Here is an 18,437-nt window from a genome sequence, read left to right on the forward strand (position 1 = left end):
TGATGTAAACTCTCGGGCGTGAATAGTGCGGAGATTCAGCAGCTTATCGCCCGAGGGGAATCCCTGTCGGTTGCGTTCGCGCGCCGAGTTTCATCCGCATACATCAATGAGCGGCGATTGATTGAAACCATGGCGTGCCTGGCTAACGCCGACGGCGGCACGCTGCTCATCGGGGTGGACAAGGACGGTACCGTCAGCGGCTGCTACCCCTTCCATGGCGAGACGACCGACCCGGCGCAACTCGCCGCAAGCGTCTTCCGGCATACCTCCCCCTCCCTTCCCGTGACCGTCTCGGTGGTACGTGTGGACGGCAAGGACGTCGTGGCGGTCCACGCGGACGCCGCCGCAAGCCCCGTGGCAACCAAGTGGGGTGTGTACCGCACGCGCCGCCTTAACGCGCAGGGCACCCCGGAGTGCGTTGGCATGGACCCGGCGTATCTGTTCACCCGCTACCGCGACGCCAACGGGATGGACTGGGCACTGGCGCCCGCCGCGGGGGCCTCGCTTGCAGACGTCAACCCGGACGCCATCAGCACCTACCGGGCACACCTCCAGGCCGCTCACCTGCGACAACTTGGTGATGAAGCACTGCTTCGCGCACTGGGCTTCTACAACGACTCCGCAGAACCGCTCAGCCTCGGAGCTATTGCGTTATTTGGTCACAGTGACGCTCTGCAGCGCTTCCTCCCCTACCACGGTCTGACCGTGGCGGATCGTCGCGTGCGCCCGGGCGCCACCCCGAAGACAATGCGCAGCCAAGCGCCACTTGCGCTGATGCTCGATGATCTCAGCCGCAACGCCGACACCTTCGGCGCCGCCTACCCGCTTGTGATCAACGCACTGTTGCACAGGGACTACTTCATGCCCGGCCCCGTGTACGTGGCGTTGGACCAACGCGGCGTCAAAGTCACCAGCCCGGGGCCTCTCCCCCGCGGCGTGGATGGCACTGGCGGAGTCCACGCGCCGCGCTCCATGTATCTGACCAGCGCAATTGCCCACACCGGCCTCACCCCAGGCGCAGGCACTGGGCTGGCCACGCTTGCGCAGGACGGCCACGCCGTGAGTTTTGAAGGCAGCCACGACCAGGCCGTCGTAGCCAGCATGCAGTGGGCACCCACAACAAGAAACATAAGCGAAGCCACCGGCAATGAGGCGCGCGTGCTCAAGATGATGGGCAGGGTGGGTGACGAAGGGGCGTCCAGTAGCACCATCGCCGAGATGGCCGGTCTGAGCAAGCAGCAGGCCTACCGAGCACTCCGCAAACTGGTAGACCAAGGCGCGATCCGGCGCACCGGCGAGACCAGAACTACGCTCTACCTGCCGCTTTAGTCTCTAGACACGAGACACGCGCCGCTAAGCCTTCTCCTCACGCAGCAGGTCAGAGAAGTTGTACGTGCCGGTCGGCTGGTCATCCATCTCCATCAGGTAGAGACGCTTCACCGCAACCACAATCGCCTCCGCAATTGCGTCGCGTTGCTTCGGATCTGTCAACACCGCAACGTCGCCAGGATTGGTCACATACCCCAGCACTACCTCAACGGTAGGCATCTGCGTCATGCGCAGCATGTCCCACGTGCGGGCGTGGTTGTGGCAATTCTGCAGGTCAGTGCGTGCAGCGATCTCGCGCTGAATGAACCCGGAGAGCACCTCGCCGGTCATGGAGGACGTGCCCTGCTCAGAACCAAAGTAAAACGTGGCGGTACCGTTGGCCTTTTCGTTGGCGTAGCGGTCCAGCTTCAGCGAAATCACAACGTCAGCGCCAAACCCATTCGCCAAATCAGCACGGGCCTTCGTCGACGGGTTATCCCCACGCGGCCGGGACAGGATCGTCTCCATCCCCGCGGCAACCATGCGGCCCTCAATACGGCCAGCGAGATCCCACAGAATCTCTTCCTCATGAATCTCACCAAAACGCCCGGACACCGCCGAACCGTGGTCGTCCCCACCTAGCGCCGGGTCAATCACCACACGCTTGCCGGACAGGTGCGGACCAGCCTGGCGCACGTGCTCACGCTCACGAATATTGTGCGCGGAACCGCCAGTAATCCGACGGCCCAAAAGGCTCAGCGCGCGCAACGTCTCCGGGCCGCAGACACCGTCATCCTCAAGACCGGTGTCCAGCTGGAAGTTCGCCACAGCCTCATGCGTATCCGGGCCAAAGCGCCCATCCACACGATGCTGATAAAAGCCCAGTTCATGCAGCTGATTCTGCAGCTGCGTCACATCATCGCCCACCATGAGCTGGCCCGGCTGATAACTCAGCACACGCGCGCCCAACTTGTAGGACGCCTCGCGCAGCTCACGCAGCGTCAAATCATCGATGGCCCCGGAGGGAACGATGCCGCGGGACTGTTGGAAGGCGCGGATGGCTTGCTCCAACGCAGCGTCGAAAAGCATCTCCTGCTTCGAAAACTGTCTGGAGTTAAAGCCGCCAACACTGCCCTCAAAGCCCTCAAGAACGCCGATGCGAGCAAGCGCGGTGCGGACCTCAGCCACACGCGCGCTCGAATCACCGACGCGAAGAATTTCCGGCATATTACATCTGCGCCTGGAGGCGCTTAACAATCTCACTCTTCGGACGAACGCCGACAAACTCATCGACCTTCTCGCCGCCCTTGAACAGCAAGACAGTCGGGATGGACATGACCTGGAACATCGCGCCAAGGGTGCGTTCCTGGTCAACATTGACCTTGGCAACCTTGACCGAATCGCCCATCTCAGTGGCAATTTCGTCCAGAATCGGGCCGAGCTTCTTGCATGGGCCGCACCATTCGGCCCAGAAGTCCACCAGCACAGGGGTGTCGGCGTCTACCACCTCAGATTTGAAGGTGGCCTGGGTGACATCAATTGGAGCGTTCATAGCCTCACATCCTAGTTGGGCAACCGGCAAAGGTGTTACAGCGCGGCCAAGTAATGCTGCGCGTCCAGCGCCGCGCGGCAACCGGAGCCCGCCGCAGTAATGGCCTGACGGTAGGTTTTGTCCACCAAGTCGCCCGCCGCGAACACGCCCGGCACACTCGTTGCCGTGGACGGATCCGCCACCGTGACGTACCCGCCCTCATCCACGGCGACCTGGCCCTCAAGGAACCCGGAGCGCGGATCGTGCCCGATAGCCACAAACAGCGCCGTGGCGTCCAGCACGGACTTCTCCCCGGTCACCGTGTTCACCACGTTCAGGCCCTCGACCTTTCCGCCGCCGTCAACCACGGATTCCACAACGGTGTTGGTGAGGAACTTAATCTTCTCGTTCTCACGGGCGCGCTCCAGCATGATTTTGGAGGCACGGAAGTTCTCCGAGCGGTGAATCAGCGTGACCTTGGAGCCGAACTTGGTCAGGAAGGTGGCCTCCTCCATCGCGGAATCGCCACCGCCAACAACGGCAATGTGGTGGTCCTTGAAGAAGAAGCCGTCGCAGGTTGCGCAGGTGGACACGCCGCGGCCGGTCAGCTGCTCCTCACCCGGCACACCCAGGTGACGCGGCGCCGCACCCGTGGCCAAAATCACGGCCTTGGCCTGGTAGACCTCATCATCCACGTAGACCTTCTTCAGGCCGGAAGCGTCAGAGAAGTCCACCCGAGTGACCAGCTCACTGCGCAGATCAGCGCCGAACTTCTCGGCCTGCTCGCGCATGTTCTCCATCAGATCCGGGCCCATCACGCCCGCATCAAAGCCGGGGAAATTCTCCACCTCGGTGGTGTTCATCAGCTCGCCGCCGTACTCATAGCCTTCAAAGACCAGCGGCTTCAGCTCCGCACGCGCGGCATAAATCGCCGCCGTGTAGCCTGCCGGACCGGAGCCGATAATGATCAGGTTGTGCACCGGAGCATCTTGCTTGTCGACGCCCTCCCCAACCGCATTCGCACCAAGGTTACCCACGTTAATAAATCCCGGATTCGTCATAACTACGTAGTGTAGCGGCGCGGTACACATACGCCCCAGCGAGTTACGCTTCGGCCACAGCCGCAGCAACCAGCTCGCGTGCGCGGAAGCGGCGAGACTTCACCGTGCCGGGACGAACGCCCAGTTTGGTGGCGGCGGATTCGACGCTCATCCCGTAGACGTCTATAAGCAACAGCGCCTTACGGTGCGTGGAGGGAAGATTCGCCACCGCCTGACGCAACGCCAGGAAAGACTCCACCGTTGTCGTCGGATCATGCGACAAGAAACGGTGATTGTCCTGGGTGATCGTCTCCCCATCGTCATAACTGACCACGTTGCCGTTCCTGGTTTCCGTACGACGGTAAAAGTCATACGCCACATTGGTCACCGTGCGGTGCAGCCACGTGGTCATCTTCGCCTCCCCGCGGTACGTGTGCATACTGCGGCTGGCGCGAAACAGCGCCTCCTGGACAATGTCCTGGGCGTCAAACTCATCGCGCGCGTAACTGCGTGCGGTGTAAAACATGCGCTGGTGGTGGCGCTTCACAATCACGCGAAACGCACGGACGTCACCATTGACGTAGTCAGAAGCCAGCTGGATGTCGGAGCGGTGCGGCATAGTTCCCCCTGTGTATCCCCCGAAAAAACATGACGGGTTTAACTATGCCCTGCCGCGGTGCCGTTGCGCTACAAAATGCGTGCACACTTTAGTGGACATGGGTTGCGTGAGCCCCTCCCCACACGTTTGCAGCTACCTAGACCCGGCTACCAAGCGAAAAATCGCTTAGTAGCTGCATGTAGGTAGCTGCATTTAGGTTTGGGGCGGGGTTTGGGGCCGTGCAGCCCGCCGCACCTACTTCATGTAGCCGATGAGCGAGACGTTGCGCAGCGTCGCCTCACCAGCACCAGTACCGTCTTCACGCGGCGGCAGGTAGATCACCACGCCGCTGACCTCGCGCGCTTCGAAGTCGATGTTGTTTTGGCCCTTGTGCAACGTGCCGCTGGCCAGCAGTGGGAACTGCGACCACTGCTCGCGGGTGATACCGGAACCAGCAGAGCCGTCAGAGCCGGAAGAAAAGTCGGCGGGGAGGCCGTAGATTTCGTAGGGGCCGGTGTCGGTTGGGGCGTCGATAAGCATGTGCTCAAGGCGGAACGGGCCGGTGACATCGCCGCCGCGAAGGACCACCGCAACGTCGCGGGTGGTGGTCCAGGAGGTGGTGTTGTCCTGGTCCACGATGTTGTGTACTTGGCCGTCCACAGGCGTGCCGTCGGGGTTCACCGCGGCGGCGAGCAACGGGCGGATGACCACGGGCAGTGTGGAGGCCTCGGTGGTGGTCGGGTGCGGCGCGCTGGTGGTGGCGCCGACCGGGCTGACGGGGCCGTCGGATTCTTCGCTGCTGAACGTGCCGATGAGGTAGGCGGTTAGGGCCGCGATCATGATGACGGCCGCCACCGCAATAGCGGTCAGCAGCGCCACGACGACCGGGCTGAAGCTGCCGGCGCCGAAGCCGCCGCGCAGTGCGTCCGGGTCGTCTTCGGGTTCCTCGGCTGCCGGCGCGAAGTCCAGCGCGGCCGAGGCGTCCGGAGCAGCTTCCGCATTCGTTTCAGACACAGACTCCGTCACGGTCCCCGGCAGGTTCGCTTCCCTGCGCAGGGCGGCTTGGAGGTCGCGGAAGTCGTGGGTTTCAATCGCGTCGGCGTCTACAAGCGCACGCGTGTTGCGTGTGATCTCTTCAAGCGCATCCGAGTTCACGTTGGCGGTGAGCAGCTCCATGGCGGAGGCGAAGCTCGCGGCGTCTGTCACTGCGGAAGAGCCGGGCAGCACGGCCGGGAACGCCAGGCGGATTTTGCCCTCGGTGTCCACGCGCAGGCGCTGGCGGTTGTCCAGACCAAGCGGCACGTCCATGTTGCGGGCGGCGGCCATGGCACCGGCCAAAGGCGCAAGCGCGTTGGCCACGGCCTCAGTGTGCAGGGTCTGGCCGGACTCGCACACGGCCTTGACGGAGGTGCCCTCTACCCAGTCGGCCACGATCAAGGCGCCGGTGCGATACGACAGGATCTCAATGTTGTCCGCCACCGCGGGGTGGCCAAGCTTGGCCAGTTTGCGGGTGCGGCGTGCAACGCTTGCGGCGTCAATAGCAGCCTCGCGCGGGCTGGCCGGCGCCATCGGGGATGCGCCGGTGGTGTCCACAAACGTCAGCGCCACAGGCCGGCCGGTTGTCACCTCGCGGGCCTGCCAGAAGCGTGCGCCGGCGGTGGCGCCGTGGTCCCGGATCAGGCGGAAGCGGCCGTCTGAAACCAGCGCGCCCGGCACCAGACGGGGCCCGCGCACGACACCGGCGGACATCGGCGGCGGCACCGGCGAGGCGTTGAACGTATCGGCGGCGAGGAACTGGGTGGACATCTCGCGCGGGTCCACTTCACCGGTGTCAATGGCGCGCTCTTCATCCGGGCGGATGAAGCGGCCCATGCCCGGAATACGTGCCAGGGCGCGGCCCAGGTTCTGCACCTCTGGCAGGCCGGAGCGTGCCAGCACCAGACCGGTGGCAATGATAAACAGCACGCCCAGGATGCCAACCTCAATCAGGAAGCCAAGCGAAGGCAGGTGGATCAGCTCGCCCAGGAAGTTGGGCATGTCTATGCCGGCAACGTCGCGCACCAGCCAGCGCAGGCCGAACATCACGGCCACGCCAATGACTGCAGAGGCCATCGCCCAGATAGAGGTGTGCAGCACTGAGCGCATGTCCAGGGTGCCCAGCTTGCGCTTGAGCAGCAGCGCGCCGATTGCGGCACCGGCGACAAAGCCGAAGCCGTTGGCCGCACCAAGCAGCACCACCACGTGCTCCGGGCGGTTGGCCACAAGCGGGGCGAGCATGCTCAGCAGCACCTTGGTCAGGGTGATGCCGGCGATGATGAAGGTGGGCGTCCAGGCCTCTTCACGCGCGTAGAACACGCGCAGGTGCAGCATCACTAGCGCGTACGGGATCAGGGTGAACGCGGCGAAGCTGATGGTAAGCCCCAGGGTGCGTGCGGCCTCTGGGTCGAAGTCGCCGTAGGCAAACAGCGCATGGCCAATGTCGGGGCCAAGCGCGGTCATGAACACGATGATGGGGATCAGCGCGATGAACGTCAGCTTGGTGCCCAGGGTCAGGTCGCGCACTACGGCTTCGTCGTCGCCGTCTGCGGCCTTGCGTGACAGGCGCGGCATGATCGCGGTCAGCAGGGTCACGCCGATGATGCCGTATGGCACCTGCAGCAGCATCCAGTGCTGCTGGTAGATAAACGGCGCTGCTTCGTGCGCGTTGGAGGCAATACGCGTGGTCACAATGTAGCCGGCCTGGCTGATGGCCACGTAGGTGATGATCGCCAACGCCATGCCGCCGAATTGCTTCAGCCTGTCATCAATGCCCCACAGCGGCCGCAGGTTAATCCCCAGCTTGCGCAGCGCGGGCAGCATGATCAGGCATTGCACCACCACACCGGCCGTCGTACCCAGGCCAAGCAGGAGCACATGGGGGTTGCTAATCGACGCCGGCGCGGCCGCATTCAACCGCCCCGGCAGCGCCATATACGCGGCCAACACCGCGATGGAGACAATGTTGTTCGCCACCGGCGCCCATGCGCCTGGCCTGAAGTGTTCCTTGGTGTTCAAAATTGCCATGAACAGGGAGAACATGCCGTAGAAGAAGATCTGCGGCAGCAACAGGTAGGCGAATGAGGTGGATTGGATGACGTTGACCTTGCCTTCGTCATCAAGAAACAGCCTGGTCAGCCAGGGTGCGGTGACGATGGCGACGGTGGTCACCACCACCATCAGGGTCAGCGTCAGCGTGAACAGTTGGCGCACGAAGCGTTCGCCGCGGTCCGGGTCTTCCTTCTCTGCACGCACCAGTACCGGCACCACAAGTGCGGTGAGCACGGAGCCGAGCACGATTTCGGTGATGATGTTCGGCAGCGTGTTGGCGGTGTTGAACGCGGATGCGACGGCTGGGCCGAGCGCCGCACCGATCATCACGGTGCGGATGAATCCGGTGATGCGTGAGATCAGCGTGGCAACGGCCATGGAGCCGGTTGCGCGCACCACGGACTGGCTGGAGTTCTCCTCCGTTGCCTCAGCCTCTTGTGCGGCGGGTGCCTCCAGGGTGGCCACTGCCCCACCACTTGCCCCTGCGAGGGTTTCGCCTTTGGGGCTGGTGGTGAGAAGCGACCGGTCCGGCTCGCCGGTTTCCGCCACCGGGTCCGGCTTGGGCTCGCGTGGCGCAGGCACGGGCGCGGGCGGTGCCGGCGCAACAATGCGCTTGCGCAGGTTCTCTGTCACGTCGCTGCTCCATTCGGGTTAGTGGTGGTTGGGGGCTTTTTGCTTATCGACGACGGCGGTGCCAACCCCCTCCTCCGCCTCCTCGCGCCCATCCCGATCAAGGCGAAGAGGGCGAAGAGCACGAACGCGCCTAAGACCAGCACCCAGCCGCTTAAGGCCAAAGACGGGGTGCGCACCGCGATGTCCACGGGCTGCGAGATTGCCTGGCCCTGCTTGCCGGCTAAGAAGAGCTGCAGCGTGGTGTCGCGGGAGTCTTGCGGCAGGTCTGCCGTCATGGTGACGGTGACGGAGCCGCGCGCGGGGATGCGGAACGTCTCTGGAACGTTGAGGCGTGCACCGTCGGCGGCAACGTAGCCGATGGTGGTGTCCACCGGCAGCGGCATGCCGTTTTGGGCGACGATGAGCAGCGGGCTCGATGGCGAGGTCCTTGTGTACACGTTGCCCGGCGGAATCAGCGTGACTGCGGCGCGCAGAGCGCTGAGCTCCGCGCGTGATCCGGTAAGGCGGTCGCTGGTTTCGGCAGCGGCGGCGGCGTAGCCACCAATAGAGCGCCGACCCGTGGGTGCGAATGCCGTGAGGATGTCGCGCCGCAGCGGCAGCGTGAAGCCGTAGCGGGTCAGCGCGATCGAGCTGTCGGAGGCCAACAGCGTGGACAAGTCATTGATAAACCGGGCCTGTTGGGTGGCGCTTAAGATTTCGGCGTCGGAGTAGGTAGCGCCGTCGTCGACAAGCAAAGGCTCGGGGTTCGGCGCAACGTCCATACGCAGCACACGCTGCGCAAGCCCCTCGGGGCGGGAGAAGCCCTCGGCGGTCAGGTAGGCAATGGAGCCGAGCAGCGCCGCTGCGGAATCCGCGTCCCAGCTTGCGGGCGGGTTGAGCAGCACGTTGTTGGTGTTTGGCTCGGGTTCCTGCTCAGGCGTTTCTGGCATTTCTGGCACGGGCACCATGGCCTGGCTTGCGGCCAGCTGGATGGCGGCCACGGCGTTGATGTCGCGGGCAAGCTTGGAGTCCTTGGCGTAGTTAAAGCGGTACGCGGGGTTGGTGTACGCCATGGTGGACGGTGTCTGCCCCATTTGGGCAAGCGTGGCGTTGAGTGCAGCGTTGTAGTCCAGGCTGGCCACGCCGGGGGCGAGCCAGGCGCCGTTAGTCTCCGACCCCGCGGTGAGCACGCGCACCGGCACGGTCGGCTCGGGCGCTGCGGCCCAGTCTGGCGCGGCCTGCTCCTGGCGCTCAAGCGCACTCTTTGCACTACCGCCCACTTCCTCCGTGGCTGCTTGCACGGCGTTTTCCCAGGCGCCGCTTAAGCCTTCTTCCTGGATGCGGGAGCGAGTGTGGTCCGCCCAGCCAAGCGCTGGCGCCACATCGTCGGCCACGTATCCGGTAGCCGGAACCACGGTGTTGAGCACACCGGTTTGGCCAAGGATGCGCTCCAGGGTGAAGGGACCGCGCTCGATGGCTTCGCGCATCAGCCAGGGATCACCCGTTTGGGCTACCGCGTTGAGGTCCGTGTTCGCCCACGGCAGGGCGACGGTGCAGCCGCCGGCAGAAATCTGGCGCATTTTGTCCAGCCATGCGGCGGCGTCCTCGCTGCCAATGCCTGGTAGGCCAAGTTCTGCTTTGGTGTCGCTGCCCCAAGAATCGCGCAGTCGCTTCGGCTCCTCCACCACCGGCGGGCGTTTGTGGGACACGGTGTAGCCGCGGCTCATGCGGTCCACGGTGTCAATAAGCGCGGGGTCGATGGCGGCGCATACGGCATTGGACACGTCCTCACCGGTGTCGGGATCAGCGATAGCGTCCAGGTAGGTTTCCGCAAGCTGGTCCAAACGCCCGCCCGGTGCGATCTGCCTAGCCAGTTGCTCAGAGGCCAAGATCAGCGGCGGGTCCATCGGTGCGTCGCCGGTTTCACCCGGCAGGATGTCCACCGCCGCGGATATCGGATACAACGCCGTGAGCCCGCCCGGGGCCATCTCTTCCGAAGGCGCGCCGCGCGTGTTCAGGTGAAAGCGCTCGGTATCTAGGGTCGTGCCGTCGGCATCCGTGAGTTGCAGCATGACTGGGTAGGCGCCCACCCAATCCATGGGCAGCTCTACGTCAAACTCCACGTCGGTACTGTCGCCCGGCTGCAGCGCTCCCGGCACGTCAACGCGTTGGCCGACCTTGCTGTACTCCCCCACTTGCGCCACGGTTGCCACGCGCTGGTCGGTCACGGAACCGGTTGCCGGCCCGCGTCGGGACGTCACGCTTAAGCCCTCAAGCACCCCATCCGAGTGGTTCGTAACACGAAGTTTCACGTGAAACATTGCGGGGTTGGCGGCTGGGGTGGACAACGGGGCGTCGATAAGCAAAAGCTCCCCCCGCAACCCATCATTAGGGCGAACGGAGGGATTTGCCCAGGTAGAGGCGACAGACGGGTGGTCCGGATCCGTAGGCACCGGAATTGCTGCGGCGGGCTGGATACCCACAGACGCGAGCAACACGGCGCACGTAGCGGCCGCAAGCCGCGGGCGAATCATCGCGGGGTGGCCCTTCCGGAGGTGCGTTCCTTTCGTGCCAATTCGGGCATACGATCCACCGCAATGCGGGCCAACTTGCGCTCATCCGCGTACGCCAGACGCTCGATGAGCTCGCTCATAGGCACCCACGTGACCTCGGTGACCTCCGGGTCCTCATCATTGAGATCCCCGTCCACGTAGCGCAGCAAGTTGTGGTGCACGGTCTTGTGAATGCGCACCCCGTCCGAGACAAACCAGTAATCAATGGTGCCAAGCGTGTCAAAGGCCTCACCGTAAATACCGGTTTCCTCCCACACCTCACGCTCCGCGGTCTTCCACTGGTGCTCATCATCCTCCACATGGCCCTTGGGCATGGACCACAGCAGACGGCCGCGGCGATCCAGGCGACCAATCAGCGCGGCGTAGATCTTGCTCAGGTCCACATTGCCGCCCTTATCCACAGCCTCAGCCATGCCGGAAACCACCAGGCCGCCTGCAGAGGTCTCGTCGCGCGTAGGAATGGAGGAGTCGTAGCGGTCCTGATACTGCGCACGCTTGCGCTGATCCGCGCTTGAACGACGCCTCCCGCCCCAGTTGTTCCGGTGGGCTTTATTATTCTGCCCCCCGCGGCGGCGCTTGCGGTTCGGATTGTTCGGCTTGCCGCCCTCGGAGCTGTCGTGCTGCTGGCCCTGTTTCGAGCCCTGTTGCTGGCCGTTCGAGCCCTGCTTGGAGCGGCCCTTGCCCCGGCCGCGACGACGCCGACGCTTCTGCCCACCTTGGGAACCATCCCGAGGGGCCGAAGCGCCGGTTTGGGATTGCCGCGCGCGGGTGTTGTCAGTCATTCGCCTTATCGTATCTGGTATTGCGGGTTACGCGGGTATCGTGTCACGGGTGAGTGTTTATGACCTGCCCGATGCGCAAGACCCGAACGCTTTGGCGGTGGTAATGGGGCGGTTGCAGTCTGGGGTGCAGGAGCACGCCGAGATTTTGCAGCCGCTTGCCGCTGCTTTCGCCGAGCGCGGTGAGTCCTTATATCTTGTCGGCGGCCCAGTGCGTGATGCCATGCTGGGCAAAACCGGCAATGACCTGGACTTTACTACCTCTGCCCGCCCTGAGGTGATCAAGGAGATCCTTGAGGCTTGGGGTGAGAAGACGTGGGATACGGGCATTGATTTTGGCACGGTGAGCACGGTCAAGCGCGGTGTGCAGGTGGAGATCACCACCTTCCGCGCGGATCTCTATGACGGTGTGAGCCGCAACCCGGAGGTCACGTTCGGCGACACGATCGAGGGTGACCTGGTCCGCCGCGACTTTGCGTGCAATGCGATGGCAGTGGAGCTTTTGCTTGTAGATGGCGCGTTGTCCCCCCAATTCCACGACCCCTGCGGCGGCCTTGAAGATGTGTTGGCGCGCAAGCTGGATACGCCGCAGGCACCGGAAGTGTCCTTCAGGGATGACCCGTTGCGCATGCTGCGCGCTGCCCGCTTTGTCTCCCAGCTTGGGTTTGAGGTGGCACCCCGCGTGTTTGACGCGATGCGGGACATGGCTAGCGAGATTGAGCGCATCACGGTGGAGCGTATCCAGGCGGAGCTGAACAAGCTGATGGCAGGTGCGGCTCCGTGGGAGGGCATGGATCTGCTGGTGCAGACCGGTCTTGCGGATTACGTGCTGCCGGAGGTGCCGGCGCTGCAGTTGGAGCAGGACGAGCACATGCAGCACAAGGACGTGTACCGACACTCGTTGACGGTGCTTCGCCAAGCCGTGGAGCTGGAGGACCCGGAGGAAGAGCCGGATCTGAAGCTGCGTTGGGCGGCGCTGCTGCATGATATTGGCAAGCCGGATACGCGTGCGGTGAAGGAAGGCGGCGGCGTGAGCTTCCACCACCACGAGGTGGTTGGCGCGAAGCTGGCGCGCAAGCGTTTGCGTGCGTTGAAGTATCCGAAGCACATGATTGAAGACATTGGTCAGCTGGTGTACCTGCACATGCGCTTCTACGGGTTTGGTGAGGGCCAGTGGACGGATTCGGCGGTACGCCGCTATGTCACGGACGCCGGTGAGCTGCTCCCCCGCCTGAACAAGCTGGTGCGCGCGGATTGCACCACGCGCAACCCCAGGAAGGCGGCGCGCCTGCAGCGCACCTATAACAATCTGGAGGACCGCATTGCGGAGCTGGCCGCCAAGGAGGACCTGGCGCGCGTGCGCCCGGACCTGGACGGCAACCAGATCATGCAGATCCTGGACCTCAAGCCCGGCCCGGACGTTGGCCGCGCCTGGAAGTTTATGAAGGACCTGCGCCTAGAGCGCGGCGAGCTTGAGCACGACGAGGCGGTTGCCGCGCTCAAGGCGTGGTGGGAGGAGGAGCAGCGTGCCTGAGTACTTCTACGCTGACAGGTTGTTCAACGCGTTAGAGCGTGAAGAGGTCGCGCCCGGCATGTTGCTGGTTGCCGCACCGGGGATGTACTCGCCGGAGTTTGCGCGCACCGTGGTGCTGGTGTTGGAGCGTGACGTGGACGGCACCGTGGGCATCATCCTGAACCGCCGCAGTGACACGGCGTTGTTCAACGTCATGCCCGCGTGGGCGGATCTGGCCGCTTCCCCGCAGGCGCTCTACATCGGTGGGCCGGTCATGCCGCAGGCTGCCGTGGCGGTTGGCGTGACCAAGAATGGTGTGGATATTGAGAACGCGCCGCACTACACGCGCCTAGCCAACAAACTCGTGCATATTGACCTTGGCGCGGACCCGACACTGCTGGCCGATGACCTTGAGGGCATCCGCGTGTTCGCCGGTTACGCCGGGTGGGACACGGGCCAGTTGGAAGAGGAGATTGAGCGCGGTGATTGGTTCATTGCGCCTGCGTTGCCTGGTGACGTTGTTGCGCCGGCGAGGGCGGATTTGTGGGGTGACGTGATGCGTCGACAAGCAATGCCCTTGCCCTTGTTCGCAACTTTCCCCACCAACCTTGAAGACAACTAACTCATGGTTTCACGTGAAACATCCGCGGAAATCCGCAAAGGCATAAAGGACATCTGGCTGGTCGGTCTCGGCCTGATCCCGCTTGGCCTGGCGTTTGGCGTGCTGATGACGCAAACGGGTTTCGCCTGGTGGTGGACCCCGATTTTCTCTTTTGTCATCTACGCGGGCTCGATGGAGTTCGTGGCGTTGAACATGGTGCTCACCGGCGTCGGCCCAGCATCGGCGGCGCTGACCGGGTTCATGGTGAACTTCCGCCATATTTTCTACGGCCTGACCTATCCGCTGGAGAAGGTCCGCTCCCCCATCGGCCGGCTGTACGGCACGTATGCGCTGACTGATGAGTCCTACGCGGTCGTCTCCGCCCTGCCGAAGGGCACGAAGCTGAGCGGGCCTCGTGTGCTAACCATTCAGATTGCGGCGCAGACGTTCTGGGTCGGTTCCGGCATTGTCGGTGCGCTTGCGGGCGCGCTGATTCCGCCGGATCTTCAGGGCCTGGATTTCGCGCTGACCGCGCTGTTTATCGTGCTGGCGTATGAGGCGTTCCAGTCCACGCGTGACATCGGCGCGGTGGCCATAGCGCTGATCTTTGGCCTTGTCGCCTGGCTGATCGCGCCTGGCCAGATGTTGATTGTTGCTCTGACCGCCATGTTCGTCCTCATGCTGGTGCGCTTTTGGCGTCCGCGTCTGGACGCCACACTGACCCACACAATCTAATGGGTCTTCCTACCGGTGTAACCCTGGCCATGGTGTGGGCGGTGCTGCTCCCCGTGGCTGTTGTCACGGTCGCTCTGCGCGCCGCTCCCTTCCTTTTCCGACGCCTCCTGCGCGGCAGCCCCCTCCTGGAGTTTCTCGGCGTGATCATGCCCGTCAGCGTGATGACCGTACTCGTGGTCTACTCCATCGCCGGAGCCACCGATGCGCCCGGCGGCGTCGTGGCCTCCCTCATCGCCACAGTGGTCACTCTGGGGCTTCATGCTTATCGACGCTCCCTCGCACTCTCCATCTTCACCGGCACCTTCCTCTACGTTGTGCTGGTGAACTGGGTGTTTTAGTGGGGTTTGGTTGTGTGAATCTATTGGTTGCGCGGAAATATTTGAGAGTTTAAGTTGTGTGGGGTCAGTTCGCTGACAGGTTCCCATACGTTCACCTCAAGGAGTTTTGTCATGAAGCGTTTCACCGCTGCTTCCATCGCCGCCGCTACCGCTCTGTCCCTCGTTGCAATGCCTGCTCAGGCTGCTGAGAAGAAGTCTTCGGAGATTTCTGACGAGTACGCTATCGGTTACATCTGGGGTGGCATTGTCAAGGATCGTATCAACAAAGGCACTGGTCTCACCCCTTCCATGAGGAGCATTCTGAAGAACTACAAGGAGGGTGACGACACCTCCGCACTCGACAGTTCTCTGCGCAATGACGCTGCCAACGGCTACAAGGTCGGTACCACCTTCGATATCCTCCTCGGCACGGGCATCACCGCTCTCCTGCTCGCTCTGATCGGCGGTGCCGCTGCTTACCAGGGCTTGATCCCGGGCGTTCAGCTCTAAGCAGACATTTTGACTGTTTCTAACCCGCTCACTTCCCAGCTTGGGGTGGGCGGGTTTTTGCTTCTCTTGGTACTCCGCTTGGGTTCGTATCTGTTGCGAGGTCGTGGACCCGCATTTATGTTGTGGGTCACAGACCGTTGAGAGCTTCCAACGTTCACTTGAAGGAGATCCCCATGAAGCGTTTTACTGTCGCATCCCTCGCAACTGTTACTGCCCTATCCCTCATTGCGATGCCCGCACAGGCTGCCGAGGATAAGAATTCCTCGACGAAGAGCTCATCTGAAATCACCCAAGCCGAAGTAGACGAGCATCACCGTAAGGCCATCGAGAAGGAAGAGAAGCAAAAGGGCACGGGTTTCTCCCAGCCTTACGTCAATTCTTCGAACAGTGGCCAGATCAAGAATGACGTCAGTTCCTCAATCAAGAACGATACGGCACGCGACTGGAAGATCGGCACCACCCATGATCTGATCTGGGGCACCGGCATCGTCGCGTTCTTGCTTGCTCTGATCGGTGGCGGTGCGTTCGCGGCACAGCAGGGCCTGATCCCGGGCGTGCAGTTCTAAGCTCACCGTCTAAGCGCTTATAACCCGCTCACTTCCCCCTCGGGAGTGCGCGGGTTTTTGCTCTACAGGTGAAATGTAGAGCGCTGTTCGAACGCCCGTTTGGCATTTTCTTATCGACGGACAGGGCGTGTAGGGGTGGCCGTCTATACTGAATGCAACCGCCAGCATGTGTGGTGAATGTGCATACGGAAATAGTGCAATAAATGCTGGTTTAGCCCTTGCGCATAGAACAGTTCAGCGGGTATAATTAGGGTAACAAAACAACGGGAAAACAGGGAACACAACACTGGGGGTAGACCGTGGGCGAACCATACTTCCGCACACAGCGACCAGAAGATCCACTGAGCATGTTTAGTCAAGGTATTCGTGATATTTACTGGAATGCCTTCGGTCACTTCGCCATACCTGGGGCAAGTGTTGATGACGTCGACCTGGAAGTAGTGGCCATGAGGGAAGCAACCGGCTGGACTAAAGGCTCGGTTGAGCAAGCGATCTTCTCCCATGCACGCCTACAGCACTTACCGAAACTACGAGCACTCCAGGCCAAGACGCGTGTGATGGATCTGCAGCATTTGCGTGCCATCGATACCGTGCTTGCCGAACTTGGGCCAGAGATTACCGATGAGGCGTATGCCGATTTTGATGAGATGTTGACTACTACGTTTACCCCAACCCGGCCTGGGCAACACACTCCACAAACCACCACGATTACCCGACGTATCCGGGAGATGATCAAACGCATCGACCCAACCTGCGCCTACCAACCAAAAAGGCGCCAACAGCGAGTGGCGCAGGCACATGCGGCTGATGACACAGTGACCTTTGAGGTGTCTACACAGTCCGGCACGGTCAAAACACTGGTCACGTTGGCGACCAACCCGTTGACGGCACAGGTCGTGCGCGAGCACGTGTTAGCGACTGCACGTGAACACAAAACCTCCATGGCAGATGCAATGGTCAAACTCCTTAGCGGGGAAATCACCCCAACGAAGACGACCTTGCATGTGTTTGTGCCGAAGGGTCGTAAAGCTGGTGGGCCAGCGTACGTACCAGGTGTAGGCGCCTTAACCCCAGAAGCCACCGCAGCATTAGACGACCTGCTGGCGTCAGCGAAGGTCACCGAAGTGGATATGGAGGCGGAACTTCAAGCACATACGGATAGCTACACCCCAACCGAAGCAATGCGACGGGTCGTCTGCGCACGCCACACGCATTGTGTGTTCCCGGGATGTAGTGTGCCGTCATTGAGGTGCCAGTTGGATCACCGGATCCCGTTTGGCCAGGGTGGCAAAACCACACCGGGAAACCTGTTCCCGTTGTGTCAAAAGCACCACAACCTGAAAACCGATAAACGTGGTTTCTACGTCCCGGATCCGGATACGGGTGAAATCTTGTGGCTGTTTACAAACGGCACGTATGAAACCTGCACCCCAGACAGTCTGATCGCACACAACACGCACGCCGCGGCACCACGGTGGAAGAGCAACCTTGAGCAAGTGTGTGCTCGTCGCAGCCGAGTGGCGCAGTTCTACGCCAAGGGCCACAAAATACTGGACGATTTTGACCACCACCACAACCTTGAACAGGCCGACGCCCAGATCGCAGCCTTGGAGGAAGAATACGGACTGATTTTCCCGATCAAGGCGGTGTTGCCGGAGCCGTTGCCAAAAGAACCCGATTTTTCCGAACCACCCTTCCCGGATCCAGAAGATGCCTACGGATGGGTGGAAGACTACGACCCAGAAGAACTGGTTGACACCCGACCCGAGTAAGAGAATCCAGGTGGCCCGATCCAAACCAAAAAACAGCCCATTTTTCCAAAAGGGTTGCGGAAGACTCTCCCGACTATGCGGAAACGTCGACCGGGGCTTGGCTCACCGATGAGTCAACTATCACCGGGATTTGCCCTATGACGGGAAGCCTCGGGTCGGGAGAGGATCGACACGGCAAAGCGAATAATCTTTAGCGTGATTTTGCTGGTCAAAACATGTTGTAACGGAATGGATAAGTGCTTCGATAGACCAAATAGCTTCCCCTTCAAATCCCTTTGTTGGGATGGCTGTCACTGTTTATTTCCGTGTTTAATCCCCTCCGAAAGGAACTTCACATGAAGCGCATCACCACCGCAGCAGTTGCTGCAGCTACCGCTCTGTCCCTCGTTGCTACCCCGGCTTTCGCTGAGGACAACAAGGGCGGCTCCTCCAACGAGAACCAGGGCTCCTCCCAGCAGCAGGACAAGGAGGGTGACAAGGGCGGCTCCTCCAAGGACGGCGAGACCAAGAAGAAGTCTTCCGAGCTCTCGGACCAGGATGCAATCGACTACGCGAACAAGAAGTCTGATGAGCTCACCGGCCTGGTGAAGAAGGCTGCAGAGAAGGACACCCCGGAAGAGCGCGAGAAGGCTCTGAAGCCGCTCATCTCCTCCCTGAAGTCCGACGCTGCTCAGGGCTGGGCACCGGGCACCACCGCTGACATCCTGCTGGGCACCGGCATCACCGCTGCTCTGCTGGCTCTGATCGCATTCGTTGTTAACTCCGGCCTGGTTCCGGGCCTGCAGCTGCCGTTCTAATTCGGCACAAGCCAAGTGCTGGCCAAGAGCTAGCCAACAAAGCTAGCCAACAGGCAAGTTTTTAGCAGTCACTCGCCAAGCGAGACGTGGCTGCTTTT

At 62.1% G+C, this 18,437-nt stretch carries 16 protein-coding genes; 9 read left to right on the forward strand and 7 right to left on the reverse strand.

Translation table 11 applies throughout. From position 1 onward, the window contains the following. The first annotated feature begins 18 nt into the window (after positions 1 to 18). A complete protein-coding gene (locus tag AK829_RS09880) occupies positions 19 to 1,329 on the forward strand; it encodes an RNA-binding domain-containing protein (RefSeq protein WP_083439827.1) in 1,311 nt (436 codons plus the stop codon). 24 nt (positions 1,330 to 1,353) lie between these two features. Here AK829_RS09880 and AK829_RS09885 read toward each other — a convergent pair whose 3' ends face one another. The 7 genes from AK829_RS09885 to AK829_RS09915 all read right to left on the reverse strand — a co-directional run bounded on the left by AK829_RS09885 (position 1,354) and on the right by AK829_RS09915 (position 11,531). Then, a complete protein-coding gene (locus AK829_RS09885) occupies positions 1,354 to 2,535 on the reverse strand; it encodes an N-acetylmuramoyl-L-alanine amidase (RefSeq protein ID WP_052205682.1) in 1,182 nt (393 codons plus the stop codon). A 1-nt stretch (position 2,536) separates the two neighbouring features. After that, a complete protein-coding gene (gene trxA / locus AK829_RS09890; RefSeq protein ID WP_052205683.1) occupies positions 2,537 to 2,860 on the reverse strand; it encodes a thioredoxin in 324 nt (107 codons plus the stop codon). Between the two features lie 35 nt (positions 2,861 to 2,895). Then, complete coding sequence (gene trxB, locus AK829_RS09895; protein ID WP_083439828.1) at positions 2,896 to 3,900, reverse strand: thioredoxin-disulfide reductase; 1,005 nt, start codon at positions 3,898 to 3,900, stop codon at positions 2,896 to 2,898. Between the two features lie 43 nt (positions 3,901 to 3,943). Next, a complete protein-coding gene (locus tag AK829_RS09900; RefSeq protein ID WP_052205684.1) occupies positions 3,944 to 4,498 on the reverse strand; it encodes a sigma-70 family RNA polymerase sigma factor in 555 nt (184 codons plus the stop codon). Between the two features lie 234 nt (positions 4,499 to 4,732). Next, a complete protein-coding gene (murJ, locus tag AK829_RS09905) occupies positions 4,733 to 8,197 on the reverse strand; it encodes a murein biosynthesis integral membrane protein MurJ (RefSeq protein ID WP_083439829.1) in 3,465 nt (1,154 codons plus the stop codon). After that, a complete protein-coding gene (locus AK829_RS09910; protein ID WP_052205685.1) occupies positions 8,194 to 10,710 on the reverse strand; it encodes a hypothetical protein in 2,517 nt (838 codons plus the stop codon). Before AK829_RS09910 ends, murJ begins: the two co-directional genes overlap by 4 nt. Next, the gene (locus AK829_RS09915; protein WP_052205686.1) at positions 10,707 to 11,531 is read right to left on the reverse strand and encodes an NUDIX hydrolase; all 825 of its coding nucleotides are present in this window, start codon (positions 11,529 to 11,531) and stop codon (positions 10,707 to 10,709) included. The genes AK829_RS09910 and AK829_RS09915 overlap by 4 nt, the downstream gene beginning before the upstream one ends. Positions 11,532 to 11,634: 103 nt before the next feature. Here AK829_RS09915 and AK829_RS09920 point away from each other — a divergent pair, with 103 nt between their 5' ends. The 8 genes from AK829_RS09920 (at position 11,635) to AK829_RS09955 (ending at position 18,339) form a co-directional block, all read left to right on the forward strand. Next, positions 11,635 to 13,062, forward strand: coding sequence for a CCA tRNA nucleotidyltransferase (locus AK829_RS09920; RefSeq protein WP_083439830.1), 1,428 nt, complete (start codon positions 11,635 to 11,637; stop codon positions 13,060 to 13,062). After that, positions 13,055 to 13,663: a YqgE/AlgH family protein gene (locus AK829_RS09925; protein ID WP_052205688.1), complete on the forward strand. Its 609-nt coding sequence runs from the start codon at positions 13,055 to 13,057 to the stop codon at positions 13,661 to 13,663. Before AK829_RS09920 ends, AK829_RS09925 begins: the two co-directional genes overlap by 8 nt. Positions 13,664 to 13,666: 3 nt before the next feature. Continuing rightward, on the forward strand, positions 13,667 to 14,377 hold the full coding sequence (locus AK829_RS09930; RefSeq protein ID WP_052205689.1) for an AzlC family ABC transporter permease: 711 nt from the start codon (positions 13,667 to 13,669) through the stop codon (positions 14,375 to 14,377). Continuing rightward, positions 14,377 to 14,715, forward strand: a complete 339-nt coding sequence (locus tag AK829_RS09935; protein ID WP_052205690.1) for a branched-chain amino acid transporter permease — start codon at positions 14,377 to 14,379, stop codon at positions 14,713 to 14,715. Before AK829_RS09930 ends, AK829_RS09935 begins: the two co-directional genes overlap by 1 nt. Before the next feature lie 111 nt (positions 14,716 to 14,826). Continuing rightward, entirely contained in the window at positions 14,827 to 15,204 is a 378-nt protein-coding gene (locus tag AK829_RS09940; protein ID WP_052205691.1) for a hypothetical protein, read from the forward strand. 173 nt (positions 15,205 to 15,377) lie between these two features. After that, positions 15,378 to 15,770: a hypothetical protein gene (locus AK829_RS09945; protein WP_052205692.1), complete on the forward strand. Its 393-nt coding sequence runs from the start codon at positions 15,378 to 15,380 to the stop codon at positions 15,768 to 15,770. Positions 15,771 to 16,069: 299 nt separating this feature from the next. Continuing rightward, complete coding sequence (locus AK829_RS09950) at positions 16,070 to 17,542, forward strand: HNH endonuclease signature motif containing protein (RefSeq protein ID WP_157045346.1); 1,473 nt, start codon at positions 16,070 to 16,072, stop codon at positions 17,540 to 17,542. A gap of 335 nt (positions 17,543 to 17,877) precedes the next feature. Beyond that, positions 17,878 to 18,339, forward strand: a complete 462-nt coding sequence (locus tag AK829_RS09955; protein ID WP_052205694.1) for a hypothetical protein — start codon at positions 17,878 to 17,880, stop codon at positions 18,337 to 18,339. The last annotated feature ends 98 nt before the right edge of the window (positions 18,340 to 18,437 follow it).

It is taken from the genome of Corynebacterium riegelii (assembly GCF_001263755.1).
In the GTDB taxonomy this organism is placed as follows: Bacteria; Actinomycetota; Actinomycetes; order Mycobacteriales; family Mycobacteriaceae; genus Corynebacterium; species Corynebacterium riegelii.